This is a genomic window from Azospira sp. (genome assembly GCF_030247495.1).
In the GTDB taxonomy this organism is placed as follows: Bacteria; Pseudomonadota; Gammaproteobacteria; order Burkholderiales; family Rhodocyclaceae; genus Azospira; species Azospira oryzae.
Window position 1 is genome coordinate 506890 of the sequence record NZ_JAOTRW010000003.1, and the last position, 24880, is coordinate 531769.

Sequence of the window (24880 nt, forward strand, 5' to 3'; positions counted from 1 at the left end):
TGACTCACGTACCCGGGCCTTCCTGCCGTGACGGTGAGCTGGCCTGGCACCTAGGCGCAGCCTTCGCAGAAAGCGTAGGGCCGTTCGCCGTCGCCCTGCAATTGCAGGCGCCCGTCCTGGCGCAGCAGCATGCCCTGGCGCACCATGGTGCTGACCGAGCGGGAGAGGTGGCCGGCGCTGCAACCGATGCGCCGGGCCAGCAGGTGCATGGGCAGGGTGGCCTTGCCGCTGGGCTTCTGCCCGCTCCGGATGCCGTTTTCGCCGCAGCGCAGATAGCACAGCAGACGGTTGTTGGTGGGCATGGAGCGGCCGTGTTCCCGCTCCCGTTCCAGGGCCCAGATGTGGTTGGCGATGCTGCTGGTGAGAGCCTTGCGGAAGAGGGGCAGCTGGGCGATCAGCTGATCCACGATGTCCAGGGGAATCTGCAGCACTTCGGAATAGGTGACGGCGCGGATGCCGTAATCCTGCCGGGCGGCCTCGCCCTCGGCGGCGGGGCCGGCGGCCAGGGCCTCGGTGCCGAACAGTTCCGATTCGGCCAGCAGGCGCAGGGAGCGTTCTCGGCCTTCCGCATCCGTCACCGCCAGTTCCAGACGGCCGTGGCGGACCACAAACAGACTTTGCCTGCGGTTGTGGCAGGACTGCCACAGGGTGCCCGGGGCCCAGCGTTCCCAGTTGACCCGATGGGCGATCTTGGAGTCCTGCAGCACTTCCTGCAGGACTTCCATGAGCGTTGGCGAGGCGATGCTCTCACCTGTCGTGATTTCCATGTCCAACCCCCGTTGATGTCGTCTTGGTTTTTTTTTGTGCAACGGGCGAAAGATGGCGTCTGGCAAGCGATGGCGCGGGGGTGGCGTGGGGGGCGGATTTTCTCCTTGCAATCCAGTACCTTGGAAAGTCGAAAACTTGATGTGAATCAAGTTTCACAAATTCATGCCGGCAGGATGCCGCCGCAGTGCCGTGAGCCGACTGCCGGCATGGCGAACCAAGGTCGCCAGCGGCGAAAAAAAACCGGGCGCCGGGCCCGGTTTTTGGTAGCGCGCGAAGCGCCTTATTTTTCCACGAAGGCCCGCTCGATGACGTAGTCGCCGGGGGTGCCGATGTGGGGGGAAACCTGGAAGCCGAGGCGGTCCAGCATGGCGCTGGTGTCGGCCAGCATGGCCGGGCTGCCGCAGAGCATGGCCCGGTCGGTTTCCGGGTTGAGCTGGGGCAGGCCGATCTGGGCGCACAGCTTGCCGCTTTCCAGCAGGTCGGTGAGGCGGCCCTGGTTGCGGAAGGGTTCCCGGGTCACGGTGGGGTAGTAGATCAGCTTTTCCCGCACCAGCTCGCCGAAGAACTCATTGTTGGGCAGTTCGTTCTCGATGAAGTCGGAGTAGGCCAGTTCGCTCACCGTGCGCACGCCGTGGATCAGCACGATCTTGTCGAACTGCTCGTAGGCCTCCGGGTCCCGGATCACGCTCATGAAGGGGGCCAGGCCGGTGCCGGTGCCCAGCAGGTAGAGGTGCTTGCCGGGCTTCAGGTCGTCCAGCACCAGGGTGCCGGTGGGCTTGCGGCTGACCAGCATCTTGTCGCCCGGGTTGAGGTGCTGCAGGCGGGAGGTGAGGGGGCCGTCCGGCACCTTGATGCTGAAGAATTCCAGATGGTCCTCGTAGTGGGCGCTGGCGATGCTGTAGGCGCGCATCAGGGGGCGGCCCTCCACTTCCAGGCCGATCATGACGAACTGGCCGGTGCGAAAGCGCAGGCCCGGGTCCCGGGTGGTCTTGAAGCTGAACAGGCTGTCGTTCCAGTGATGCACGCTGGTGACTTCTTCGTGGATGAACGAGGACATGGCAGGACTTTCGCGGATCGTGGGGACAAAGGTGACGGGAAGTTGGAACGGATTCTAGGGGCCGGGTTCATATAGATGAATCGAATTAAATTTATATAATCCGTCAGACAAATTGATAAGCAAGGCCCCTCGCCATGAAATTCACCCTGCGCCAGTTGGAATCCTTCGTCGCCGTGGCCCGCCAGGAGAGCGTCTCCCGGGCGGCGGAGAGCCTGTCCCTGTCCCAGTCGGCGGTGAGCATGAGCCTCAACGAACTGGAAAAGCAGTTCGACACCCGCCTCTTCGACCGCCACGGCAAGCGCCTGCAGCTCAACGAACTGGGGCGCCAGCTGCTGCCCCGGGTGCAGGCCCTGCTCGACCAGGGGCGGGACGTGGAGGCCCTGCTGCAGGGCGAGGGTGAGGGCGGCCCCCTGCGCCTGGGGGCGACCCTGACCATCGGCAACTACCTGGCGCCCCTGCTGCTGGGAGAGTTCATGGGCGGGCGGCCGGAGGAATCCCGGGGCCGGGTCCATCTGGAGGTGCACAACACCGCCACGGTGATCCGCCAGGTGGCCAATTTCGAGCTGGATTTCGGCCTCATCGAAGGCGTCTGCCAGCACCCGGATCTGGAAGTGTCGCCCTGGATCGAGGACGAACTGGCGGTCTTCGCCGCTCCGGACCATGCCCTGGCGGGCAGGCAGGACGCCACGCTCGAAGACCTCCTGGCCGAGCCCTGGATTCTGCGGGAGCCCGGCTCGGGCACCCGCCAGACTCTTGAAGGGGCGCTGGGTTCACGGCTGCCCCGGCTGAAAGTGGCGCTGGAACTGGAACACACGGAGGCCATCAAGCGGGCCGTGGAAGCGGGCCTGGGCATCGGCTGCATTTCCCGCCTGGCCCTGAAGGAGGCCTTCCGCCGCGGCAGCCTGGCGGAGCTGCCGGCCCCCGGGCTCAATCTGCGGCGCCAGTTCCACTTCATCATCCACCGCCAGAAATTCCGCACCCGGGGCATCCAGCATTTCCTCGACCTCTGCCGCCGGGCCGTGGACGGCATCCAGCGCAGCGACCAGATCGTGCTGCGCCGGGCCGACGGCTCGGTCATCGACTACCGCTAGGGCAGGGCGGCACAGTCCCGGGCGCAGCAGCGGCGGGGCTTGGAGCAAGACGGGGTGTGGAGCAAGGCAGGGAAGGGCGCCGGCAGTCGCCGCTGGAGGCATGCGGGCCGCCCGGCGGGTAGCCGGCAGGAGCGGCTAACGGTAGTGGATGGCCAGCCAGACGGTGGTCTGGTCCTGGGCGGTCCAGTGCACCCGGTGGCGGCGGTGGGGGGCGATGTGCAGCCAGTCGCCGGGGGCCAGGCGGCGCGGCTCGGCCTCGTCCTCGAACTGCAGTTCGGCGGCGCCGCTGAGCAGGGCCACCCATTCGCCGTCCTCCTGGTCGTACCAGAAACCGGGCGGGCTGGACTGGCCGGTGGAAACGATGCGCTCTAGGCGAAAGGCGCCGCCCGCCAGCAGCGCGTCGAAGCGCTCTCCGTCGAGGGGGCCGTCGGGAACGGCCAGCAGATTGCCCCAGGGGGCGGGTGCGTCCATGGCGCCTGTGCTTTCTGCCCCTTGGCTGCCCCCGGCCTGGAGCGGCCGGCCGGGGCGGGTCGGGGCGGAGGGGCTGGAAAGCCCCTTAGCCGTCGATGCGGACCACGTCTTCCGGTTCGAATTCGTCGGGGATGGTGCCGTCGCCGATGCCGGTGACCATGGCGGCGGTGGTGTCGGTCAGCTTGACGAAGTATTCGGCGCTGATGGGGTCGAAAAACTTCTGGCCGATCTCGATCTTGTCGAAGGTGCTGCGGCGCTGCGTGCCTTGGGTGCTCATGGTGTGCCTATGGATTTGCAGGTAGGGAAAGCGCCGGCGGGCGCCCCGATTGGTTTCTGGGCCCGGATTCTCTCACAACGGCGCCATCTTTGCCGCTGCCGGACCGCCGTCGCCGTCTTCATTCTAGGCGAGGCGGCAGCGTCGTTTAAGGACGATTTTCCGCCCCGGCCCGGGCGGCAGGCCATGGCTGCGGCAGGTTCTGGCTTCATGCCGACGGGATGGCCGGTGGGCGGCGCCGGGCTCGTTCCCGGCTGGGGCCGGTCCTGTCCGCCCGAACCTGTTCCGGGCGTTCGCGGAAAGCGGCCGTGCCCCTCTTTCCCGCGCCCGCCCCTGTCTCAGCCCGGCAGCGGTTCCCCGAGGGCCAGGGCCAGTTTCAGCCGTTGCACCGCATCGCCCACCATGCCCGTTTCCAGATTGCCGTAGCCCAGCACCAGGCCGTTGCAGCGCACCGGGGACCGGGCGTAGTGGCTGAGGGGGCGCGGGCCCAGGCCCAGGGCGGCGGCCCGGGCGGCCACGGTCCGGTCGTCCTGCTGGGGCGGCAGTTCCAGCACCAGATGCAGGCCGGCCTCGCCGCCGGTTAGTTGCAGGCCTGGCCCCAGGGCGGCGCTGAGGGCCTGGCGCAGGGCCGTCTGGCGGGCCGCGTAGCGGGCGCGCATGCGGCGCAGGTGGGCGGTGTAGTGGCCGCGCCGGATGAAGTCCGCCAAAGCCCGCTGCTCGATGCCCTGGCCGGCCCGGGTGGTCTGGGCCGCGGCCAGGGCGAAGTCGGCGGCGATGCCCCGGGGCAGCACCAGATAGCCCAGACGCAGGCCCGGGTAGAGGGTCTTGCTGAAGGTGCCCACATAGACCACCGGCGCCTCCTCCTGCAGGCCGAAGAGGGCCGGGGGCGCCGGGCCGGCGCGGCGGAATTCGCTTTCGTAGTCGTCCTCGACGATCCAGGCGCCGGCCTGCCGGGCCTGCTCGATGAGGTCCAGCCGGCGCCCCAGGGGCATGACCCGGCCCGTGGGGTACTGGTGGGAGGGGGTGAGGAGGATCAGCCGGGGCGGCCGTTCCGCCCAGTCCGCCGCCGTCGGCGCCATGCCGCCCTCGTCCACCGCCACGTCGTGCAGGGCCAGGCCGGCCAGGCTCCAGGCGATGCGGGCCGCCTGGTAGCCCGGGTTTTCCAGCCAGGCGGTGTGGCCGGCGTCGGCCAGGAAGCGGGCGCACAGGTCCAGGCCGCTCTGGGTGCCGCTGGTGATGACGATCTGCTCCGCTGCCACCGGCAGGCCCCGCACCGTGGTCAGGTGGGCCGCCAGTTCCCGGCGCAGGGCCGGGTCGCCGCCGTGGGCGGTGTAGCCCAGTTCCCGCCAGCTCACCTCCTGCCAGGCCCGCTCCAGGCAGCCCCGCCAGGCACGGAAGGGGAAGGGGCCGTAATCCGGAATGCCCGGGCTGAAGGGCAGGGGCGGCGCATGGGGCACGACGGCGGGCTGGCAGGCGATTTCGGCCCGGGCCGACAGCCCCGGCGAAGGCGGGGCCGGGCCGCGTTGGGCAGGCCCGTCGGCGGCGGCGCCCAGGGCGGCCAGGGGCGCCACCCGGGTGCCCTGGCGGTCCGCCACCAGGCAGCCTTCGGCCGTCAGCTGCTCGTAGGCGAAGAGCACCGTGTTGCGGGCGATGCCCAGGGAATCGGCCAGGGCGCGGCTGGCCGGCAGGCGCGTGGCCGGGGCCAGGCGGCCGCAGAGAATGGCGTCCCGCAGGCGGTGGTAGAGCAGGCGCTGCCGGGGCATGGCCTCGGGCAGGGGCGGGGTCAGCAGCCAGTCCAGTTCCATCGTGGTTCCATGAATAAGGTGTTTGGTGGCGCTACAGAAGGTACCACGCAAGCCTTAGGCTGGCCCTGTTTCCATTCACCGGAGCTTGCCGCCATGCGCGAATCCCAGCCTTCCCCAAACCCTTCCAGCCCCTTCGCCTCTTCCAGCCCTTCCGCCCGCACCCGGGTCCTGCGCCGGCCCCAGCGGGCCGCCTACGACCTGGCCAGCGTCGCCGCCATCGTGGATGCGGGCCTGCTGTGCACCGTGGCCTTCCAGTGGGAGGGCAGCGTACACGCCATTCCCACCCTGCACTGGCGCGAGGGCGACCACCTCTACCTGCACGCCGCCAAGGCCTCGCGCCTGGGCCAGGCCCTGCTGGCCGGGGAGGCCTGCGTCAGCATCGCCCTGGCCGACGGCCTGGTGCTGGCCCGCTCCGCCATGCACCACTCCCTCAACTACCGCTCCGTGGTGATCTACGGCCGCTTCGAGGCGGTGACCGAGCCGGAGGAAAAGCACCGGGCCCTGCGGGCCTTCATCGAAGGCCTCTACCCGGGGCGCTGGGAGGAACTGCGGCCCATGACGGCCAAGGAGGCGAACGCCACCGCCGTGCTGCGCCTTTCTCTGGCGGAAGCCTCGGCCAAGGTGCGCCAGGGCGGCCCCAAGGACGATGCGGAGGATCTGGCCTGGCCCGCCTGGGCCGGCGTCATTCCCCTGCAACGCCGCCAGGGCGAGCCGGTGATGGAAGCCGACAGCCCCCTGGCAGAAGCGCCCCCGACCCGCTTCGGCAGACCGGGGCAGGATGGGGCGAGTGTGGCGGGTGTTGAATAAGCGGAAGGTCCGCCGCCGGGCTAGGCCCGGCGGGCGGCAGGAGGATTGGCGGAGGCCCGGAATCGGGCCTCAGGCGGCCTGGTCCGGCGTCTCGCTACCGGCCGGGCCCAGGTGGGCCTCGGCCATCTGTTCGGCCACGGCCCACAGGGCGGGGGAGCCCTTCTCGATGGGCGGGCGGCAGCGCTGCTTCACCTGCTCCAGGGTGACGGCGCATTCCACCCAGGTGCCGCCGTCGGTGGCGGCGTTGTGCAGCATGGGCTGAAAGCGGTCCAGGGCCTTGGCGAACTTGGCATCGTCGCTCTCCGCCGCCTCGAACTCGAACCACAACTCCCGAAACTCCGCCGCCTGGGCCTCCGGCAGCAGGCCGAAGAGGCGCTCCGCCGCCAGCCGCTCCCGCTCCGCCTGCCCCGCATGGCTTTCCGGCACATGGAAGGGCACGTCCCCCGCGTCGATCTCCACGATGTCGTGGATCAGCAGCATCTTCACCACCCGCAGCACATCCACCTCCCCCGCCGCATGTTCCGCCAGCACCAGGGCATAGAGGGCCAGATGCCAGGAATGCTCCGCACTGTTCTCCCGCCGCGAGCGGTCAAGCAGGGGTGTCAGCCGGACCACGCTTTTCAGCCGGTCGATTTCGCGGAGGAAGGTGAGTTGTTGGGCGAGGGTGGGGGAGGGCATGGTGAATTGGTGAGACGGTGATGCAGTGAGGGCGAGTCTACCAGAGCTGTATTTGACTTCACTTCGGACACGACGGCTTACGACTGCGGATTCAACCGGTGGATGCAACGGCCTGGTAAAACTGTTGTGCGGGTGTTTCGTAGTTTAGGGTTTTCCTGGGACGCTCGTTCAATCGTCGTGCAATCGCATTGAATCGCCCCGGCTTCAGTAGACACTTTCCAGCCGGTTGAAATATTGCTTTTCGAACTCTACCGGAGCCAAGCCGCCGGCGTAACCATGGCGGCGCTTCGGGTTGTAGAAGAGCTCGATGTAATCAAAGATGTCCCGCCGGGCTTCCTCCCAATCGGCGTAGATCTTCCGGCGAATCCGCTCCCGCTTCAGGAGTTGGAAAAAGCTTTCTGCCACTGCGTTGTCGTAGCAGTTGCCGCGCCGACTCATACTGGCCACCAGGTTGTGGGCTTTCAAGAACGACTGCCATTCGTGGCTACTGAATTGACTGCCCTGATCGGAGTGGATGGTCACCGCCTCCTTGGGCTGGCGACGCCAGACAGCCATTAGCAAGGCATTCAAGGCCAATTCTGTTCCCATCCGCGACTGCATTGACCAAAGGTGTCTACAGGTTCCGGGGCGATTCAATCCTTCAACCGGCGACCATCCAGTTTTCCCCCCATTTCATGGCTTATTTCTTTGTAGCATTGAAGGGGATGCTGCTATGGTTGCGCCATATAGACGTGGCTACTGAAGCGCGCCGGGCGATGCACTCGCCTGGCTTGACCCAAACGCTATTCAGATCAGGCCAGAAAAACTCAACTTGGGGATGGATCGTGTCTGCACTTCGGGAAAGTTTGCGCTGGGTATTGTTGCTTCTGCTGCTGATTGTCTTGGTTGATCTGCGTCTCTACACCATGGCCGTGGATGCCAGGGAAGAGGCGCTGATGGATGCGAAAACCAGGCTACGCAATGCGACGGATGTCATTCTCGGTCGAGTCGAGCAACTTCTCGATACCTATGACCGAACGCTCTCTGGCATTGGCGAAGTGGTGAGTGCCAGGGGGGGGATTGCTGAACGCCCCGACAATTACGTGCATCGACTGCTGGTCCGGCGTCATGCCATTACTCCGAGCCTGCGGTGGTTGTTTCTGCTCCGCAGCAATGGTGATCTTGCCGAGTTGTCGGCAGATTTTCCCGCTCCCCGTGCTAATGCCGCTGACCGGGAATATTTTGAGCAAGCAGCCTCTCGCTGGGACCAAGGGTTCTACATCGGTGATCCCATCAAAAGCCGGCTGGATAACGCCCCGTTCATTCCGGTCAGCCGCAGAGTCGTAAACGATGGCAATCGGTTTCTGGGGGTCATTGCTGCCGGCATTGAGCCGATGGAAATCAGCCGTTTACTCAGCGATGAGGCCTTGCCGGATGGCTACACCCTGCGGCTCGTTCATCACCGGGGCAGGGCCATCGCCTGTCTTCCAGACTCCCAGGCGTGTCGGGAAAACCTTTGGCATAACGTCACCGCTCTTGCCAATCCGGATGATCCGGCTGAAAAAGGCGAGATCAGTGATTCGACCCGCTTTGGCGATTCCGAGGGATTTGGCACCTATGCCACCTCGGAAAAATATCCGATTAGCGTGATGGCAACGGCAGATGTCGGCAAGGTGCTGGCCCGATGGCACCAAAGCATCTTCAACTACTGGATCATTGCCCTCGGCAGCAATGCACTGCTTGTGTGGCTCGCGGGGATTGCGCTGCGGCAATATCAGCGCCGCCGTCAGGCCTTACGGGATCTGGAGACTGCCAATCGGAATTTGGAGCAGCGCGTCGTCGAGCGCACGGCAGAGCTCCATCAAAGAGAGGCCCAGGCCAGAATTTTCATGAACACGGCCCTGGATGCCGTGGTTGTCATTGGTAGCGATGGGCTTATTCGGGAATTCAACAAGGCCGCGGAAAATATGTTTGGCTACGCCAACGAGGAAATCGTTGGCCAACCACTGGGGTGCTTGATGCCCGCCGATTTTTCGGATGAACACCAGGGGTTGGTGGAGGCAACGAATAATGGAGAGGCCGTTCGAGCCATGGCCAGAGGGCGGGAGGTTCTGGGTCGTGCCAAAGATGGACGAGAATTCCCGATAGAAGTCAGCGTTGGCACGACCGATGAGGCAGGGATTCGGCTGCACGTTGGGATCATTCGCGATATCAGCGAGCGCAAGATCGTGGAACAAGAGCTGCAACGTCTGGCCACCACCGATGGTCTGACGGGGGTATTGAATCGCAGAGCATTCACGAGCGAAGCAGATAATTTAGCCGCTCTGGCCCAGCGCCTTGGTCACCCCGTCAGTCTCATGATTCTTGACGCAGACAAGTTCAAAAGCATCAATGACACGTATGGGCATCCGGTCGGCGATATCGTCCTCAAGAAACTCGTTGAGGCGGTCGCTTCCGCACTGCGTAAAACCGACGTTTTAGGTCGCTTGGGGGGCGAAGAATTCGGTGTGGTGCTCCCTGGTACCGATGGCGAGGGAGCCGCCATTCTTGGGGAACGAATTCTTGATGCGGTGCGTGCCTGCGCGGTCGATCTTCCCGAGAAACAACTTAGGTTCACCATCAGTTTGGGCATATCTGAACTGGGCGCTCCACCCGATAACTTGGAGGCCGCATTCAAGCGGGCAGATCAGGCGCTTTATGAAGCCAAGCAATCCGGGCGTAACTGTCTGAGGGTAGCCTCTCATCGCTGAGGCAGATACGGGTTATCGACTGTCGTCTGCCGGAATAGTCTTTCTTCCGCCTACATCCCAGTCCGCCAGGCCTTAATGAAAATCCCGACTCCTAGTCGTCAGCCGTCCCAGTAACGGCGTCAGATCCACCAGCCGCTTGGCCACCAGATGGGTGACGCCGTGGCGGGATTCGAGTTGGCCGTAGACGCCCAGGAGGCGGGCGGCCAGGGTTTCGCGGCGCTGTTTTTCCACCAGTTCGGGCCGCAGGATGACGTTGATGGGGCCGGTTTCGTCTTCCATGGTGACGAAGACGATGCCGCTGGCGGTGCCGGGGCGCTGGCGGTGGGTGACGATGCCGGCGGCCCGGGCCAGTTTCCTGTCCGGTGCGGCCCGCAGTTCGGCGGCGGTGATGAAGCGGCCCGCCGTCAAACGCTCCCGCAGCAGGGCCAGGGGGTGGCGGCCCAGGGTGAGGCCCAGGGTGGCGTAATCGGCCACCAGGTCTTCGCCTTCCGTGGGAGTCGGCAGGGGCGGCGGGGCTTCCGCGGGCGGGGGCAGGGCGGCGAAGAGGTCGCCCTGGATGGGGAGGGCGGGGGGTCTCGCTGTTGTGCTGTTTTTTCCACCTTCGTTTGTACTCCTGCTGCCACTGTCGCGGCGGGGCTGGCCGGTGTTTTCCACGGCGGCGCTTTCCCAGGCGGCGGCGCGGCGGTGGCCGGCCAGGGCTTGCAGGGCGTTGGCGGCGGCGAGGCGTTCCAGTTCCGGGCGTTGTAGCCCGGCCCGGGCGGCCAGGTCGGCCACCGAGGTGAAAGGGCCTGCCTGCCGGGCGGCGACGATGCGCTCGGCGGTGGCCTGGTTGAAACCGGCGATTTCCCGCAGGCCCAGGCGCACGGTGTTGCGGCGGGCGGGGGGATGGTCCGGCAGCAGTTCCACCAGCAGGGATTCCCAGGCGCTGTGGGTGACGTCCGGCGGCAGTACGGTGACGCCGTGGCGCTGGGCGTCCTGCACCAGTTGGGCGGGGGCGTAGAAGCCCATGGGGTGGGCGTTGAGCAGGCCGCAGAGAAAGGCGGCGGGCTCGAAGCGTTTCAGCCAGGCGGAGAAATAGACCAGGATGGCGAAGCTGGCGGCGTGGGATTCGGGGAAGCCGTAGTCGCCGAAGCCCTTGATCTGCTCGAAGATGCGCCGGGCGAAGGATTCGGGCAGGCCCCGCTCCTGCATGCCGCGGATGAGTTTCTGCTCGAAGGGCTCCAGGCCGCCCTTGCGCTTCCAGGCGGCCATGGCCCGGCGCAGCTGGTCCGCCTCGCCCGGGGTGAAGCCGGCGGCCACCACGGCCAGTTGCATCACCTGTTCCTGGAAGATGGGCACGCCGTAGGTGCGCTCCAGCACCTTATCCACCGCCGGGGAGATTTTCTCGATTTTCTCTTCGCCGTGGCGCCGCTTCAGGTAGGGATGGACCATGTCGCCCTGGATGGGGCCGGGCCGCACGATGGCCACCTGCACCACCAGGTCGTAGAACTGGCGCGGCTTGAGGCGCGGCAGCATGGCCATCTGGGCCCGGGATTCCACCTGGAAGATGCCCAGGCTGTCGCCCCGGCAGAGCATGTCGTACACCGCCTTCGATTCCCGGGGAATGTCCTGCAACCGCACCGGCCTGCCGTCCCGGGCGCCGAGCATGTCGAGGGCGCGGCGGATGGCGGAGAGCATCCCCAACGCCAGCACATCCACCTTCATCAGGCCCAGGGCGTCGATGTCGTCCTTGTCCCACTGGATGACGCTGCGCTCGGCCATGGCGGCGTTCTCGATGGGCACCAGCCGCGACAGGGGCCCGCGGGAGATGACGAAGCCGCCCACGTGCTGCGACAGGTGCCGGGGAAAACCCCGCAGGGCGCGGCTTACCGCCAGCCATTTGGCCACCCGGGGGCTTTCCGGGTCCAGGCCCACGGCCCGCAGGCGCTCGGGCAGTTCGTCCTGTTTGTCCCACCAGGCCAGGGTGCCCGCCAGGGCGTCGATCTGCTCCCGGCCGAAGCCCAGGGCCCGGCCCGCATCCCGCAGGGCCCCCCGGGTGCGGTAGGTGATGAGGGCGCCGGTGAGGGCGGCCCGCTCCCGGCCGTATTTGGCGTAGAGGTACTGGATCACTTCCTCCCGCCGCTGGTGCTCGAAATCCACGTCGATATCCGGCGGCTCGCCCCGCTCGGCGGAGATGAAACGCTCGAAAAGCAGTTCGGATTTGGCCGGGTCCACCTCGGTGATGCCCAGGGCGTAGCACACTGCCGAGTTGGCGGCGGAGCCCCGGCCTTGGCAGAGGATTTCCCGGCTGCGGGCGAAGCGCACGATGTCGTACACGGTGAGGAAGTAGGCCTCGTATTGCAGTTGGGCGATGAGGCCCAGCTCGTGTTCCACCTGGGCCCGGGCCTTTTCCGGCACGCCTGCCGGGTAGCGCACCGTGAGGCCCGCTTCCACCTCCTGGCGCAGGTAGGCGGCGGGGGTGAGGCCGTGGGGCACCACTTCTTCCGGATATTCATAGCGCAGCTCGTCCAGGGAGAAGGTGCAGCGGGCCGCCACGGCCAGGGTTTCGGCCAGCAGTTCGGGGGGGTAGAGCCGGGCCAGGCGCAGGCGAGGGCGCAGGTGGCGTTCGCCGTTGGGGTGGAGGGCGTGGCCGGCGGCGAAGACCGTGGTGTTGAGGCGCAGGGCAGTGAGCACGTCCTGCAACGGCCGGCGGGCGCGGCTGTGCATGTGCACGTCGCCCGCGGCCAGGGCCGGCAGGCCGCAGTCGGCGGCCAGTTGTTGCAGTTGTTCCAGGCGGCCCCGGTCGTCCGGCCCGGCGTGGAGTTCCACGGCCAGCCAGGCGCGGCCCGGAAAACGTTGGGCCAGCCAGTGGCCGTCGGCGGGGTCGGGCGGCGCGTCGAACTGCGGCCCTGGAACCCACAGGGCTAAACAGTCGGGCAGGGCGCCGCTGGGGCCGAAGCCTTCCAGGTCGCCCCGGGTGAGGCGGTAGGCGCCCTTCTCGGCCCGGCGCCGGGCCAGGGTGATGAGGGCCGAGAGGTTGCCGTAGCCCTCCCGGTTTTGCGCCAGCAGCACCAGCTTGAGGCCGTCGGCCAGCACGATCTCGGTGCCGTGGATGAGCTTGAGGCCCACGGCCTTGGCCGCCACATGGGCCCGCACCGAGCCGGCGAAGGAGCATTCGTCGGTGACGGCCAGGGCGCCGTAGCCCAGTTCCACGGCCCGCTGCACCAATTCCTCCGGGTGGGAGGCGCCCCGCAGGAAGGAGAAGTTGGAGAGACAGTGCAGCTCGGCGTAGTCGGGCAGGGCCGGCGGCAGGGTGGTTTCCGGGGGCGGCATGGTTCAGCGGCCTCTGCTGGCGGGAGCGGTGGTGCGATGCCTTGGCCGGCGTGCGGCAAGGCGGGCCGGGCGAGGGAGTGCCCGGTTGGAAAGAGGCCAGTTGGAAAGAGGCAGGCGGCTGGGGCGCCGGGAGCTGTCGTTCCCTCGGGCGGTTGCCGGAGACAGGCTGGCCGGGAGGCTGGCTGGAAGGCCGCCGGCGGTACGGCTTGCGTCGTCCTGGGCCGGGAGGCGCCCGTGATGGTGACGGCTCATGCGAACCTGCCGTGGAGGAACCAGCCGCTTTCGTCCCTGAACACCCACAGCCATTCGCCGGCCGGGTTGCGGGCGACGAAGTAGTCGCGGCGCAGGTCGCCGGGGGCGGGAAGGCCGTCGGCACTTTCCCCTTCATCCCACCAGCCGCTTTCGATGCGCTCGGGGCCGGCCAGGAGTTGCAGGGGGCCGCCGTGCCGGGGGCGGCCCTGGGTCTCGCCCAGGGCCTGGGGGTGGGCCAGGAGCCAGAGGGGGCGCGGCCCCTGGCCTGCCATGGCCTGGGAGTGGCCCGGGTCCTGTGTCCTGGCCATGATGCCATGGAGATCGAGGTTCGGGGCGCAGCGCCGGGTGGCTTGCTCGGGGCGGTGGTCCGGTACGGCGGCCAGGCTGTAGACCTTGTCCTCCCCCAGGCGGGCCTTGATGCGTTCCAGGGCCACGGCGGTGCGGGCCGGGTCGCTGCCTTCTTCTTCCGGCGGCGCCTGGCCGGGGAGCTGGCGGTCGCTGCCCGGCAGTTCCTCCACCTGGTCGGCGATCAGGGTCAGGGCGTCCACCGGCGCCGCCAGGGCGAGGCGGCCCAGGCGTTCGCTGAGGACCCGCTGCAGCCGCTCCCCGTCCCGGGTGAGGCCGGCGAAGCCTAGCACCAGCCGGGTCGGCGGCAGGCCGCGGCGGGTGCTGCCGGCGTATTTTTCGTGCTGCAGTTCCAGGGTGCAGCGGCCGACGCCGGCGCCCCGGCTGGCGAGCCAGCCCTGCAACTGTTGCAGCAGGCGGCGGGCGGCGAAGTTGAGGGCGGGGGCGTCGTCCACCCGGGCCGGCAGTTCCAGGCCCTGGCGGAAGGTGTCGGGAAAGGGGAAACGGGGCCGGGGGTCGGGCACTTCGCCCAGGGCCCGGGCCAGGTCGGTGGCCAGTTGCAGGCCCAGGCGCCGGTTGAGGCCGGCCCGGGGCAGGGCCAGCAGGTCGCCGAGGCGGCGGGCGCCGAAGTTTTCCAGGCGCTGCCGCTGCTGCCGGGGCAGTTCCAGGCAGTCCAGGGGCAGGGGCGCCAGGGCGGCCCCCAGGCGGGCCGGGTCGGTGCACACCGGCAGGGGACCGCCGTTTTCGGCCAGGAGGGGCGCGGTTGCCGGCCGGGGGCCGTCGGCGGCGGGCTCCAGCCAGGGGGCGCCGTTGGCCAGCCAGCGGGCGGCCAGGGGCGTCGGAGCGCAGGCGGCGGCGAGGCTGTAACCCTGGGCCAGGGCGCCGTCCACGGCCTGTTGCAGCAGGGCCGGGAGACCGCCGAAGAGGCGCAGGCAGCCACCGATTTCCAGCAGCAGGCCAGCGGGAGGGTCCAGGCTGACCTGGGGGGTGAAGTTGCCGCCCCAGCAGGCCAGGCCGGCCAGGGCCCGGGTTTCGGCGGCGCCGTTCCGCTCCGTCACCTTGAGCTCGGGCGCCAGGCCCCAGGCCGAGGCCAGGCCCATGCCCGGCGCCACTCCCAGTTGCCGGGCGGCGCCGTTGGCGGCCACCACCCGTCCCTGGCTGGCGGCGGCCCTAGGCGTGGACGGGGCGTCGGGCGGGGGCGCCAGGGCGTCCAGGGGCAGCAGGGGAAAGCGCAGGGCGAGCCAGAGCACGGTCGCGTTCCTGAAGGCGGGCCACGGCCAGGCGCGGCACCAGGGTGAGGGGCGGGGGCAGGCCGCCGCCCCGGCGTTTGACGATCTGCACCTGCAGGCCCTGGGGCCGGCATTCCACGGTCAGGCGCAGGGGGGCGGGGGAGGATTCCCGCAGCCGGGCCGGGGGACGCACCAGACAGGCGGGGCCGCTGAAGCTTTCGGCGGCCAGCTGCAGGCGGCGCAGGCCCCGGGCGTCGATGTCCGGCAGCCAGGCCAGGATGGCGGCAAAACCGCCTTCTTCCAGGGCCGTCTCGCAGGCCCAGGCGGCATCCTGGCCCCGGGCCTCCACCACCAGCAGGCGCTGGCCGGGCAGGCCGGCGGCGGCCCAGCCGGCGGCGTGCAGGGGCCAGGGCGGCGCCACCAGCAGCAGGGGTCCGGCCAGAGCGGCCAGGGACGGGGCCAGCAGGCCGGCGACGCCGGCCTCCGGCGGCGCCAGGAATTCGCTCAGGGCCTGGCGCGGCCAGCCGCCGCCGGGCAGTTCCCGGTCCAGCTCCGGGTAGCCCGTGGCCAGACCGGGGGCCTTCACCCGGGCCAGGGCGTCGCCGCGCCAGACGTCGGGCCGGGCCAGGAGATCGGCCAGGGTGACGGGGGCGGGGGAAGAAGGCAGGGCGGACATGGTCGGCGCAGGAGGTGGGTTGGTAGGGATTGGTTGCGGATGTAGTCGCGGGCGTGGTGGCGGGCTTGAGTGATCGGCGGCTGGGGTGCGGCGAGGTTGTCGTTGGCTGGCGTCTGCTGTTGTCGGGAGGCTTGGTTGGGTTGCTTGGTCGGGTGGCTGGGGCGTTTGCCGGATCGGTGGCAACGGCTCTGTCGGTGCGGCGGGTCTGGGGCGGCAAATCGCTTTGTGACGGGCCTTCGTCTCTGGCGGCAGTCGGCTTGTCGGCAAAAAATGGCGACAGCCGGGGCGGGGCCGTGCCCGGCAGGGCGGCCTGTGCATGCCTGAAACGAAGGCGGGTTAGGGCGTCAGGGTGGAGCGGATGGCATCGCGGGCGGCGCAGCGGCAGGCGGGGGAAGACCGGGCGGGAGCGCCGCGGGCCTGCCGGCAGACTCGGCTGCGCTTTCGCAGTGGCGGATTGCCCGGCTCAACCCTCCCGGAACAGCAGGCTGCCGTCGGGGGCGTGGTCGAACATGGGGCCCCACACCACTTCCCAGTAGTAGCCGTCCGGGTCCTGGAAGTAGCCGCTGTAGCCGCCCCAGAAGGTTTCCTGGGGCATCTTGGCGATGCGGGCGCCGGCAGCCTTGGCCTGGGCGAATACGGTATCCACTTCGTCCCGGCTGCGGGCGTTGTAGCCCAGGGTGATGCCGTTGAAACCAGGGCCTGCCAGGGCCGTGTCGGGACCGATGTCTTCGGCCAGCTTGTCCTTGGGATAGACGATGAGCCAGGTGCCGGGCAGCTGGAAGAAGGCGATGCCTTCGTAGTCGTCCCGGGGCAGCAGGCCGAAGACGTGGCGGTAGAAGGCGGTGGCCCGGGAGAGGTCGTCTACGCCCAGGGTCAGGGTGGTGAGGCGGGGAATGGTCATGGACGGCTCCTTCGCAAGTGGCTGGTCAGCGGGGATCAGTCGGGATCAACTGAGGCTGCCGGAAAAACCGCCGCGGATGAGGCCCACGGCCACGCCTTCGATGGCGAAATCGTCCCGGTTCGGGTCCACCAGGATGGGGCCGTAATCCGGGTTTTCCGCCAGCAGTTCGATGCGCCCCAGGTTGCGCTTGAAGCGCTTGACCGTGACTTCGTCGGCGATGCGGGCGACCACGATCTGGCCGTCCCGCACCTGGGTGGTCCGGTGCACCGCCAGCAGGTCGCCGTCGAGAATGCCGGCGCCGAGCATGGAGAGGCCCCGCACCTTGAGCAGGAAGTCGGCCCGGGGATTGAACATGTCCGGCGCCACGGAGTAGCGGCCCTGGACGTTTTCCACGGCCAGGATGGGGGAGCCGGCGGCGACGCTGCCCACCAGGGGCAGGCCCAGCTGCTCCACCAGGCGGATGCCCCGGGCCGAGCCCGGTTCCAGGACGATGGAGCCCTTCTTGGCCAGGGCCTTGAGGTGGTCTTCGGCGGCGTTGGCGGAGGCGAAGTCGAAGGCCCGGGCGATTTCGGCCCGGGTCGGCGGGGCGCCCAGGGTTTCCACATGGTTGCGGATGAAGTCGAGGATTTCCTGCTGGCGCGGGGTGAGCTTGACCATGGTGGCGGTCTCCTAATCGGTTGACTGTATTTTTATACAGTAACCGGGCAAATGGCAAGGTTTCATTTGCAACGGTCCGCCGGGGCGGGGAGGGATGGCACCGATGTGGGGCGAAGGGCGGGGGAAAACGGGGTGGCCGGGAAGGTCCAGGGACCGGGCCGGGTGGCGGTGCCTGCCCGGGGATGCCAGCGGATAGGGCGTCTCGGGGTGGCAGGGCGGGACTGTGGCCTGTTTTGTGCTCTGCAGCAATCAGGGAGTGACATTTGTCGGGAGTAGCACCATGGACACCTCACGCTGGAGCAATTTCTTTGGGACCGGGGCCCTGGTCATGCCGCCCCTGCTGGGCCTGGGCACGGATTCGATGGTGAGTTTTGCCGTCACCGAGCTGGTGATGCTGCTGGTGCTGCTGATGGCCGTGGCCTGGGAGCAGATCATGCGCGAGGCCGAAGAGGGCCCCGGTTCCGACGGGGACGGCGAGCCCTGAGGGCGGACCCGGCCCCGGGGCGGCGGGCCGCTAGGCCGGCGGCGCCTGTCCGGATCAGGCGGGCAGGGGTACCGGGGCGAAGGGCACGCTGCCGATGGCCAGGTAGGTCTGGCAGCGCTCGATGTATTCCCGGGTGCTCTTGGGCATGGGGGTGCGGGCCCGGGTGATGTAGAACACCAGGTCCCGCCCGGCCCGCAGCAGGTGCAGGCCGTCGGAGACGCTGTGCACCGAGGAGCCGGCAGGGGGCGGACAGCGGCTGGGGGTGCCGGTGGGCGGCCCCGGGGTGAAGTTGGCCAGGCGCTCGCCGGCGGTGACCAGGGAGGACCAGATGTCGAAAATTTCCGGATCGGTGCGCAGGGTCTCGGTCTTCACCTTGGCGGCGGCGGCCAGGTCCCGGATGGGGCCGGCGACGCCGGCGAAGAGGGGCACCTGGCCGATGGTGTCGATCATGGCCGCGGCGATGCGGTCGATGTCGCGCAGGGTCTGGCCGATCTTGATGTAGCGGCCTTCGTAGAAATCTTCCACGGGAATGGAGAAGGCGCGGAAGGGCTCGCCCCACAGCTCGTCGATGCCTTCCTCGCCGCTGCGGTGCAGGACGAAGCGGCCCAGCTCCATGGCTTCCATCAGGTACTGGCCGCATTCCCGCATCAGGGCGTCGTCGCAGCCCACCTCGATGCCCTCGGCCTGCAGCTCCACCAGCTTGCGGAAAATGTCCGTGGCCCGGTTGAAGAGGGCGCCGGCCAGCATGGCGGCCTTGACCCGGCTCTTGCCCGGGTCCTGCTCGGCGGCGTAGGCGGCCCGGGCTTCGGCCAGGCGGTGGCCGGGAATGTTGAGGCCGTATTCGGTGTGGTTGAAGAGGCGCCGGGTGAGGGCCTCGATCAGGCGCTTCTTGGCGTCCAGGGAGTCGGCGGGGACCGGGTAGGTCTTGATCCAGTAGCCGTCGTAGTACACCCGCTCCTGGCCGTCGATGAGGCGGCGCGTGCCTTCAGCCGGCGGCTCGGCGGCTGCGGCGATTTCCAGATGACGGACGGTGGTCATGGTCCCAGACTCCCTAGGGGGCGATGATGGGGATGGAAGCAAGAGCCGTGCTTTCCATCCGGGGGAGCGGATTGTCGCTGATTTATGGGAATTTTTCCCGGAAAAGGAGGGGCGCCCCGGCGGGGCCGGGCACATTTCCGGTGCAGGAATACAACACCGGGCCGGAGATGCCCATTTCTGGGGCATTCCCGGCCCGGGGGAGGGGATGTCGGCGGCTCAGCCCCGGGGCCGGGCCAGGCGGCGCAGGCCGATCACCAGGCCGCTGAGGCTGACCAGGAAGCCCCCCAGACTGGCGACGATGAGCAGGATGTCCCACAGGGGCCGGTGCTGCAGCAGGGGCAGCCAGTCCCAGCTGTGGAAGAGGGCGAAAAGCCAGCGCTTGAGGCGCAGGCGGTCGTCCAGGCGCTGCACCAGGGCGCCGTTGCGCGGGTCCAGGTAGAGCCAGGTATGGGCCGGGTCGTCGAATTCCAGACGCAGCACCGGCAGGGCCTTTTCCATGTGGCCGGTCATGGAGTGGTAGGTGCGCTGGTAGTAGTGCCAGTCGTATTCCGTCTGCAGGTGGGTTGCCGCCAGCCCGGCCTGGGGCAGCAGTTGGCGCCCGCCCGCTTCGAGGACGCCCGGCTCCAGGGCGGCCTGCACCACGCCCTGCCGCTGCCAGGGCAGCAGCCGGCTGTGGCCCTGGCCGTCCCGGGCCTGGACGTAGGTGGTGCCGGCGAAGGTCAGCCATTCCAGCTCCCGGGCCTCCAGCCCGTCGGCGCGGAAGCGTTGCAGCACCTCGCCGATGCCGGGAGCGTCCGTGCCGGCGGCCAGTTCCAGGCGGGCCGGGGCCGGCTTGGGGGTGCCGGCGTCGAAGACCTTCCACGGATTGACCGAGAGCAGGCCGCTGAGGATCCAGGTGAAGGTGAGCAGGCCGAAGATGAGGCCCAGCCAGTGGTGCCAGCGCAGCATGGCCTTGCGGTAGGGGCTGCGGCTGCCGTTGGCGTAGGGACGCCGCCGCCAGCGCAGGAGGCCCACCACGAGGCCGCTCAGGGCCAGCAGGGTGGCGGCGAGGGAGGTGTAGATGATGATCTCGGTCCACCAGCCGTCCAGCGCGCCGCCGCGCAGGGGATAGAGCCAGTGCAGCCAGGCGCCGAGCCAGTTCCAGGTGCGCTCGGTGGCGCTGGCGTCGCGCACCACCTCGCCGGTGCTGGCGGAGACATAGAGCAGGGTGCGGCCTTGGCCGTCGTCGCTGCCGTCCATTTCCACCACGTGCAGGGGGCGGTGGCCGTCCAGGGCCCGGGAGTGGGTCCAGGCGTCTTCCTGCAGGGCTTCCAGGTAGCGGGCCGGCTGGCCGGGCAGGAAGGCCCGGGCCGCCGCCAGGGCGGCCTCGGCGCCGATGTTGCCGACCGCCTTGCCGTCATGGCCGGATATGGCGGCAAAGCGGTTTTTCTCCAGCCCGGCGATGAACACGGGGCGGCCGCCGATGCTGGTCAGGCGCAGGCTGCGGGGCCGGGCGCCGGCGGGGAGGGCGGCCAGGGCCTGCTCCAGATTGACGCAGCAGCCGGCGGAGGCCAGGGGCGGCAGGGTCTGCAGGCGTTCGGCGGTGCCCAGTTTGGGGTAGCCGACGTACATCATGACCACGCCGGAGAGGAACCACAGGGCCATGAACAGGCAGAGGGCGATGCCGAGCCAGCGGTGGCCGAGGAAGAGCAGACGTTTCATGGAGGGCAGGCGGCTGGGTGGAAGGGCCGGCCCCCGGGCGGGGGCCGGTGGGGCCTCAGAAGCTGGTCTGGACCGACAGGTCCAGGGTGCGCGGGGCGCCCAGATAGACCATGTTGGTGCCGGAGACGTTTTCGGCGTAGACCTTGTCGGTGAGGTTCTTGATGCGGGCCGTCAGGGTGGTCTTGCGGTCCAGCTTGTACTGCACGAAGGCCCCCAGCAGGCCGTAGCTCTCGGCCTTCAGGGTGTTGGCGGCATCGGCGTAGCGGTCGGAGACGTAGCGCAGGTCGCCGCCGACGCGCCAGTCGGCGCTGGGGCTGTAGCTCAGCCAGAGATTGGTGACCCGGGCCGGGATGCCGCTGGGCCGGTTGCCCTGGCGGGAGACGGCGACGCTGCCCACCTTTTCGGTGAAGTCATCGTACTGGGCATCCACCACCGAGAAATTGCCGGAGGCCTGGAGCCGGGGCGTGAGCTGGTAGGCGGCGTTGACCTCGATGCCCCGGGAGGACTGCTGGCCCACGGGGATGGTGGTGCCCGGGTTGTTGGGGTCGGCCACGGCGATGTTCCTGCGGGTGATCTCGTAGTAGGCGACGCTGCCGTGGCCCCGGCCTTCGGCGAAGGCGAACTTGCTGCCGATCTCGTGCTGCTTGCCGGTGGTCAGGTCGAAGTTGCGCACCTGGGCGAAGCTGGCCGTGGCCAGGATGCCGGCGGGGGGATCGGCGGCGGTGCTGTACTGCACATAGACGTTGGCGTTGGGCGTCAGGTCGTAGGTGAGGGCGGCGCGGCCGGTGAGGGGCGTGTAGGTGCGCTTGAAATAGGCCGGGTCGGTGGCGGTGACGGTGCGGTAGTTGGTCACTTCCAGGTCGATGTGGTCCTGGCGCAGGCCCGTCAGCAGGGACAGCTCCTTGCTCAGGAAGGTGCGGTTTTCCAGGAACAGGGCCAGGGTGGTGACCCGGTTGGAGCGGTCCGGCCGGTAGACGTCGCTGGCCAGGCCGGTGACGCCGTTGAAGGTGCCCGGATCGTAGGTGAGGGGATCGACGTTGCCCAGGGCGGCGTTGCCGGTGGAGGCCGGGTAGCGGGTCTGCTTGTTGAGGCTGTAGTCCAGGCCGCCGGCCCAGGCCGTGGGCAGGCTGCCCAGGGTGCTGTCCCAGTTGAACTCGAAGCGGTTGCCGTTCACATCCTGGTCGTGGCGCTGCAGCAGGCCGCCGCTGCGGTTGACCCGGGTGTTGCTGGCGTTGAAGGCGTAGGTCTCCACGTTGCGGTAGTCCCGCAGGGCGTCGTAGTGATAGAGGGTGTTGCGCAGCTTGAGCTGGTCATTGACCTTGTAGTCGAGGATGGAGCGGAACCATTTGACGGTCTGCTCATAGAGGCCGTCGCTGACGTTGTAGTTCTTGAAGCGGGTGCCATCATCGATGTGGACCTTGCCGTCAAAAGGTTTCGTCAGGGGCGTGCCCCAGTAGGGCCGGTCCACCGTTTCCTTCTGGTATTCCACGGCCAGGGTGTGGCTCAGGTCGGGGGTCAGGTCGGTGAGCAGGGAGGCGGCCATCTGCCAGGCTTCCCGCTTGGTGCCCTTGCTCCAGCCCCGGGCAGAATCCCGGTTCACGTCCAGGCGGATGACGTTGCGCTCGTTGAGGCGGCGGTTGGTGCCGATGGCCACCTGGGTGGCGTTGTAGCTGCCGTAGCGGGCCTTGGCCTCGGTGAAGTCGCCGTCCCGGTTGGCCAGCTTGGTGACGTAGTTGATGGAGCCGCCGATGGCGCCGGCACCGTAGAGGAAGCTGGAGGGGCCGCCGATGGCCTCCACCCGGTCATAGATCCAGCTATCCACCGGGCGGGCGGCGATGGCGTCGTACTGCACCGTGATGCCGTTGAACAGCTGGGTCACGCTGCCGCCGGAAAAGCCCCGGTAGAACACGGCGCCGGGGGAGCCGGGGGCCGAGGAGGCGGTCATGCCGGCCACGCCCTTGAGGATTTCCTGGGTATTGTCGGCGCCGCGGCGCTCGATGGCTTCCCGGTCGATGACGGTGACGGCGGCCGGCGTCTCCTTGACGCTGAGGCCGAGGCGGCTGCCGGTGACCACCTTCTTGTCGAAGGCCAGGTCGTCCTGCAGGCCCTGGTCCCGCACTACCACCTCGTCCAGCACCCGGGGAGTGTCGGCGCTCTGGGCCCGGGCCAGGGGCGAAAAGACCATCAGCACGGCGAGGGAAACGGGCGCGAGGCGGTGGGGCAAGAGACGGCCGCAGCAGGCGACGGGGGCAGGGAGCATGGAATACCTATCCGGGAAAGTGCCCATCGGGCCGGGATGGCCGGACGCCGTTTCCCCGGGGCGCGGAGCGGCGTTGATGGGTCAGTCAGCGGAGGCGGATGCTAGGGGAGGACTATCACTAAAGGAATGTGACACAGTGTCACAGGTGCTTTCCCCATTGCTTTCCCCATTCCCGCCGAGGCAGGCGGGGCGGCCATTGCCAGAGGGCATGCCTCAAGGCGGGCAATTGGTGGGCACGGCCAGCTGGCCGCCCCCGGGAGTGGCGTAAACATTGGCCAGGATGGGGTTGTCCCGGTAACTGGTGAGGCAGTAGCGGCCGCCGGCACTGCGCACCTCGACCCGGGATTCGCCGCCGGGATGGCCGTAGGTGGTTTCCGTCTGGCGGGGACGGGCCTCGATGCGCACCGGCTCCCCATCCTCCAGCAGCACCTGGCGCGGCGGCCCGTCCCCGGCCCGGCTGGAGCCCGGCCACAGGGCGCCCAGCAGCAGGCCCAGGCAGAGGCCGGCCCCGAGGCGGCGGCAGGACTCAGCCGAGGCTCTCATCGCCCTCGTCCGCCCGGTATTCCAGCAGGTCACCCGGCTGGCACGCCAGGTGGCGGCAGATGGCCTCCAGGGTGGAAAAGCGCACCCCCTTGACCTTGCCGCTCTTGAGCAGGGACAGGTTCTGCTCGGTCATGCCGATGGCCTCGGCCAGTTCCCGGGAGCGCATCTTGCGCCGGGCCAGCATCACGTCCAGATTGAGAATGATCGCCATGGCCGCTCACAGGATCAGGGCGTTGTCTTCCTGCAGGCGGCGACCTTCCTCCATCACCTGCCCCAGGAGATGCACCGCCAGCCCCACCAGGACCATGGCCAGGCTGTCGCTGCCGATGCCGATGGCAAGCAGGCGCTGGCCGGGCGGATGGTCCAGGGTCAGGGCCAGCACCAGCAGGGTCTGGGACAGCACCTTGAGGCCGGCCCAGGCCAGCATGCCCAGAGCGAAGCGGCGATAGGCGCGGGCCACGGCGGTGGAAAACAGCTCGCCGTTGCCGTAGCGCCGGCAGATACCGGCCAGGGTGAAAAAGACGTAGCTGCCCGCCGCCAGGGCCGGCAGATCGGTGAGATAGCCCAGCAACCGCTGCGACATGCTGAGATCGGCAGCCGCCACCCCGGCGATGCGGAAGGCGTCGGACCAGGTCACGCCCCAGTCGGCCCAGCGTTCCACATGGGCCCAGAGATAGGCCACCAGCACCGGCAGAAGCAGGGCGGCAGCCAGGGAAACCACCCGCAGCAGACGGGAGGCGCGGCGAATGCGATGTTGTGGAGTGTCCATGAGCTATCCTGTTATGCAGTAAAAATTTAATGTTTTATATTAAGTAATTTCGACTTTAGTAGAAAATCAGCGAACGTGCAAGACGAGTGGAGCATATTCCCTTGTACCTATGACCTTGGGGGTGGATCGGCTTTTTATAGCCCTTTGTAATATTTCTTTGTCATTGATGGCGGCGTAACATCCCCCACTTTTCCAAGTGAGGGCTGCGCCATGAGCGCCCGGGACAATCTCTCCGACCTTCTTTCCAGCTACGCCAGCGCCTTTGTACAAGAGTCGAGGCTGCTGGAGCTCCGGGTACTGGGGGTTGGTTCGGAGGAACTGCTGCCGGTGGAAGCGAAGGGAGAAGAATCCGTCTCCGGCGACTACCGGGTAGAAGTGGGCTGCCTCTCCCCCGACACCCACCTGGAACTCAAGCAGCTGATCGGCCGCATCGCCGAACTCAACCTGCTGCTGGCCGACGGCAGCCACAAGACCATCTCCGGCCTCATCGCCGAAGCCCGCCATGAAGGCGCCGACGGCGGCTTCTCCCGCTTCGCCCTGGTCATCGTCCCCGGTCTTGCCCTGCTCACCCACCGCACCAACAGCCGGGTCTTCCAGGACCAGAGCGTTCCCGAGATCATCGACACCCTCCTGGCCGAACACCGGGACGCCGGCGGCCCCTGGGCTGCCGCCTGCCGCTGGCAGAACCGCCTGGCCAAAGACTACCCCCAGCGCTCCTACTGCCTGCAATACCGGGAATCCGACCACGACTTCATCCGCCGCCTCCTGGCCGAAGAAGGCATCGCCACCCGCTACGAATTCCAGGAAGAAGACAGCAGCAGCCAGCACCAGGACGACGCCACCCCCCTACACACCCTGGTCCTCTTCGACGACCCCTACGAACCCACCCCGGCCCAGCAGGAGAAGATCCGCTTCCACCGAGCCGACGCCAGCGAAGAGGCCGACAGCCTCACCGCCTGGGACACCGCCCGGCGCCTGCGCTCAGGCAAGAGCCAGCTCCTCGCCTGGGACTACAAACCCGTCACCCCCCTGC

The 24880-nt window shown here is 68.3% G+C and carries 22 protein-coding genes and 1 pseudogene; 5 read left to right on the forward strand and 18 right to left on the reverse strand.

Annotated elements, in window-relative coordinates:
• Positions 1 to 50: 50 nt before the first annotated feature.
• Positions 51 to 767, reverse strand: a complete 717-nt coding sequence (locus tag OEL49_RS05755) for a Crp/Fnr family transcriptional regulator (RefSeq protein WP_287874199.1) — start codon at positions 765 to 767, stop codon at positions 51 to 53.
• Between the two features lie 281 nt (positions 768 to 1048).
• The gene (locus OEL49_RS05760; RefSeq protein WP_014237313.1) at positions 1049 to 1825 is read right to left on the reverse strand and encodes a ferredoxin--NADP reductase; all 777 of its coding nucleotides are present in this window, start codon (positions 1823 to 1825) and stop codon (positions 1049 to 1051) included.
• Between the two features lie 134 nt (positions 1826 to 1959).
• Between OEL49_RS05760 and OEL49_RS05765 the strand changes: the two genes are divergently transcribed.
• Positions 1960 to 2916, forward strand: a complete 957-nt coding sequence (locus tag OEL49_RS05765; protein ID WP_014237314.1) for a LysR family transcriptional regulator — start codon at positions 1960 to 1962, stop codon at positions 2914 to 2916.
• A gap of 135 nt (positions 2917 to 3051) precedes the next feature.
• Here the strand turns inward: OEL49_RS05765 and OEL49_RS05770 are convergent, their stop codons facing one another.
• From OEL49_RS05770 to OEL49_RS05780, 3 genes are all read right to left on the reverse strand, one after another.
• Complete coding sequence (locus OEL49_RS05770; protein ID WP_014237315.1) at positions 3052 to 3387, reverse strand: cupin domain-containing protein; 336 nt, start codon at positions 3385 to 3387, stop codon at positions 3052 to 3054.
• Positions 3388 to 3472: 85 nt separating this feature from the next.
• A complete protein-coding gene (locus tag OEL49_RS05775) occupies positions 3473 to 3664 on the reverse strand; it encodes a hypothetical protein (RefSeq protein ID WP_014237316.1) in 192 nt (63 codons plus the stop codon).
• A gap of 335 nt (positions 3665 to 3999) precedes the next feature.
• Positions 4000 to 5466 carry a PLP-dependent aminotransferase family protein gene (locus OEL49_RS05780; protein ID WP_287874200.1) on the reverse strand — a complete coding sequence of 489 codons (1467 nt, stop codon included), beginning with the start codon at positions 5464 to 5466 and terminating at the stop codon, positions 4000 to 4002.
• 93 nt (positions 5467 to 5559) lie between these two features.
• Here OEL49_RS05780 and OEL49_RS05785 point away from each other — a divergent pair, with 93 nt between their 5' ends.
• Positions 5560 to 6273: a pyridoxamine 5'-phosphate oxidase family protein gene (locus OEL49_RS05785; protein WP_287874201.1), complete on the forward strand. Its 714-nt coding sequence runs from the start codon at positions 5560 to 5562 to the stop codon at positions 6271 to 6273.
• A gap of 69 nt (positions 6274 to 6342) precedes the next feature.
• Here the strand turns inward: OEL49_RS05785 and OEL49_RS05790 are convergent, their stop codons facing one another.
• Both OEL49_RS05790 and OEL49_RS05795 read right to left on the reverse strand, forming a co-directional pair.
• Positions 6343 to 6951 (reverse strand): HD domain-containing protein, encoded by a 609-nt coding sequence (locus OEL49_RS05790; RefSeq protein WP_287874202.1) that lies wholly within the window; start codon positions 6949 to 6951, stop codon positions 6343 to 6345.
• Positions 6952 to 7155: 204 nt separating this feature from the next.
• Positions 7156 to 7557, reverse strand: a pseudogene (locus tag OEL49_RS05795) (IS3 family transposase); the annotation flags it as partial.
• Between the two features lie 1022 nt (positions 7558 to 8579).
• Here OEL49_RS05795 and OEL49_RS05800 point away from each other — a divergent pair.
• Positions 8580 to 9680, forward strand: a complete 1101-nt coding sequence (locus OEL49_RS05800; RefSeq protein WP_287874210.1) for a sensor domain-containing diguanylate cyclase — start codon at positions 8580 to 8582, stop codon at positions 9678 to 9680.
• 72 nt (positions 9681 to 9752) lie between these two features.
• Here the strand turns inward: OEL49_RS05800 and OEL49_RS05805 are convergent, their stop codons facing one another.
• The 5 genes from OEL49_RS05805 to lexA form a co-directional block, all read right to left on the reverse strand.
• Complete coding sequence (locus OEL49_RS05805) at positions 9753 to 12992, reverse strand: error-prone DNA polymerase (protein ID WP_287874203.1); 3240 nt, start codon at positions 12990 to 12992, stop codon at positions 9753 to 9755.
• A gap of 248 nt (positions 12993 to 13240) precedes the next feature.
• Entirely contained in the window at positions 13241 to 14839 is a 1599-nt protein-coding gene (locus tag OEL49_RS05810) for a Y-family DNA polymerase (RefSeq protein WP_287874204.1), read from the reverse strand.
• A complete protein-coding gene (imuA, locus tag OEL49_RS05815) occupies positions 14760 to 15494 on the reverse strand; it encodes a translesion DNA synthesis-associated protein ImuA (protein WP_287874205.1) in 735 nt (244 codons plus the stop codon). The genes OEL49_RS05810 and imuA overlap by 80 nt, the downstream gene beginning before the upstream one ends.
• A 463-nt stretch (positions 15495 to 15957) precedes the next feature.
• Positions 15958 to 16395: a VOC family protein gene (locus OEL49_RS05820; protein ID WP_014237325.1), complete on the reverse strand. Its 438-nt coding sequence runs from the start codon at positions 16393 to 16395 to the stop codon at positions 15958 to 15960.
• Between the two features lie 45 nt (positions 16396 to 16440).
• The gene (gene lexA / locus OEL49_RS05825) at positions 16441 to 17052 is read right to left on the reverse strand and encodes a transcriptional repressor LexA (RefSeq protein ID WP_014237326.1); all 612 of its coding nucleotides are present in this window, start codon (positions 17050 to 17052) and stop codon (positions 16441 to 16443) included.
• A gap of 280 nt (positions 17053 to 17332) precedes the next feature.
• On the opposite strand from lexA, the gene OEL49_RS05830 reads away from it, so the two are divergent.
• On the forward strand, positions 17333 to 17536 hold the full coding sequence (locus tag OEL49_RS05830; protein ID WP_014237327.1) for a hypothetical protein: 204 nt from the start codon (positions 17333 to 17335) through the stop codon (positions 17534 to 17536).
• A 54-nt stretch (positions 17537 to 17590) separates the two neighbouring features.
• Here the strand turns inward: OEL49_RS05830 and OEL49_RS05835 are convergent, their stop codons facing one another.
• The 6 genes from OEL49_RS05835 to OEL49_RS05860 all read right to left on the reverse strand — a co-directional run bounded on the left by OEL49_RS05835 (position 17591) and on the right by OEL49_RS05860 (position 23847).
• Entirely contained in the window at positions 17591 to 18574 is a 984-nt protein-coding gene (locus tag OEL49_RS05835; RefSeq protein WP_287874206.1) for a hypothetical protein, read from the reverse strand.
• Between the two features lie 216 nt (positions 18575 to 18790).
• On the reverse strand, positions 18791 to 20275 hold the full coding sequence (locus OEL49_RS05840) for a PepSY-associated TM helix domain-containing protein (RefSeq protein ID WP_287874207.1): 1485 nt from the start codon (positions 20273 to 20275) through the stop codon (positions 18791 to 18793).
• Positions 20276 to 20330: 55 nt separating this feature from the next.
• Complete coding sequence (locus tag OEL49_RS05845) at positions 20331 to 22535, reverse strand: TonB-dependent receptor (protein WP_287874208.1); 2205 nt, start codon at positions 22533 to 22535, stop codon at positions 20331 to 20333.
• Between the two features lie 213 nt (positions 22536 to 22748).
• Positions 22749 to 23078: a hypothetical protein gene (locus tag OEL49_RS05850; protein ID WP_014237331.1), complete on the reverse strand. Its 330-nt coding sequence runs from the start codon at positions 23076 to 23078 to the stop codon at positions 22749 to 22751.
• A complete protein-coding gene (locus tag OEL49_RS05855; RefSeq protein WP_014237332.1) occupies positions 23062 to 23289 on the reverse strand; it encodes a helix-turn-helix domain-containing protein in 228 nt (75 codons plus the stop codon). Before OEL49_RS05855 ends, OEL49_RS05850 begins: the two co-directional genes overlap by 17 nt.
• A gap of 6 nt (positions 23290 to 23295) precedes the next feature.
• Positions 23296 to 23847, reverse strand: a complete 552-nt coding sequence (locus tag OEL49_RS05860) for a DUF2975 domain-containing protein (protein ID WP_152089325.1) — start codon at positions 23845 to 23847, stop codon at positions 23296 to 23298.
• A 210-nt stretch (positions 23848 to 24057) separates the two neighbouring features.
• On the opposite strand from OEL49_RS05860, the gene OEL49_RS05865 reads away from it, so the two are divergent.
• Positions 24058 to 24880: type VI secretion system Vgr family protein (locus tag OEL49_RS05865; RefSeq protein ID WP_287874209.1), on the forward strand; the 823-nt coding region annotated here is incomplete at its 3' end.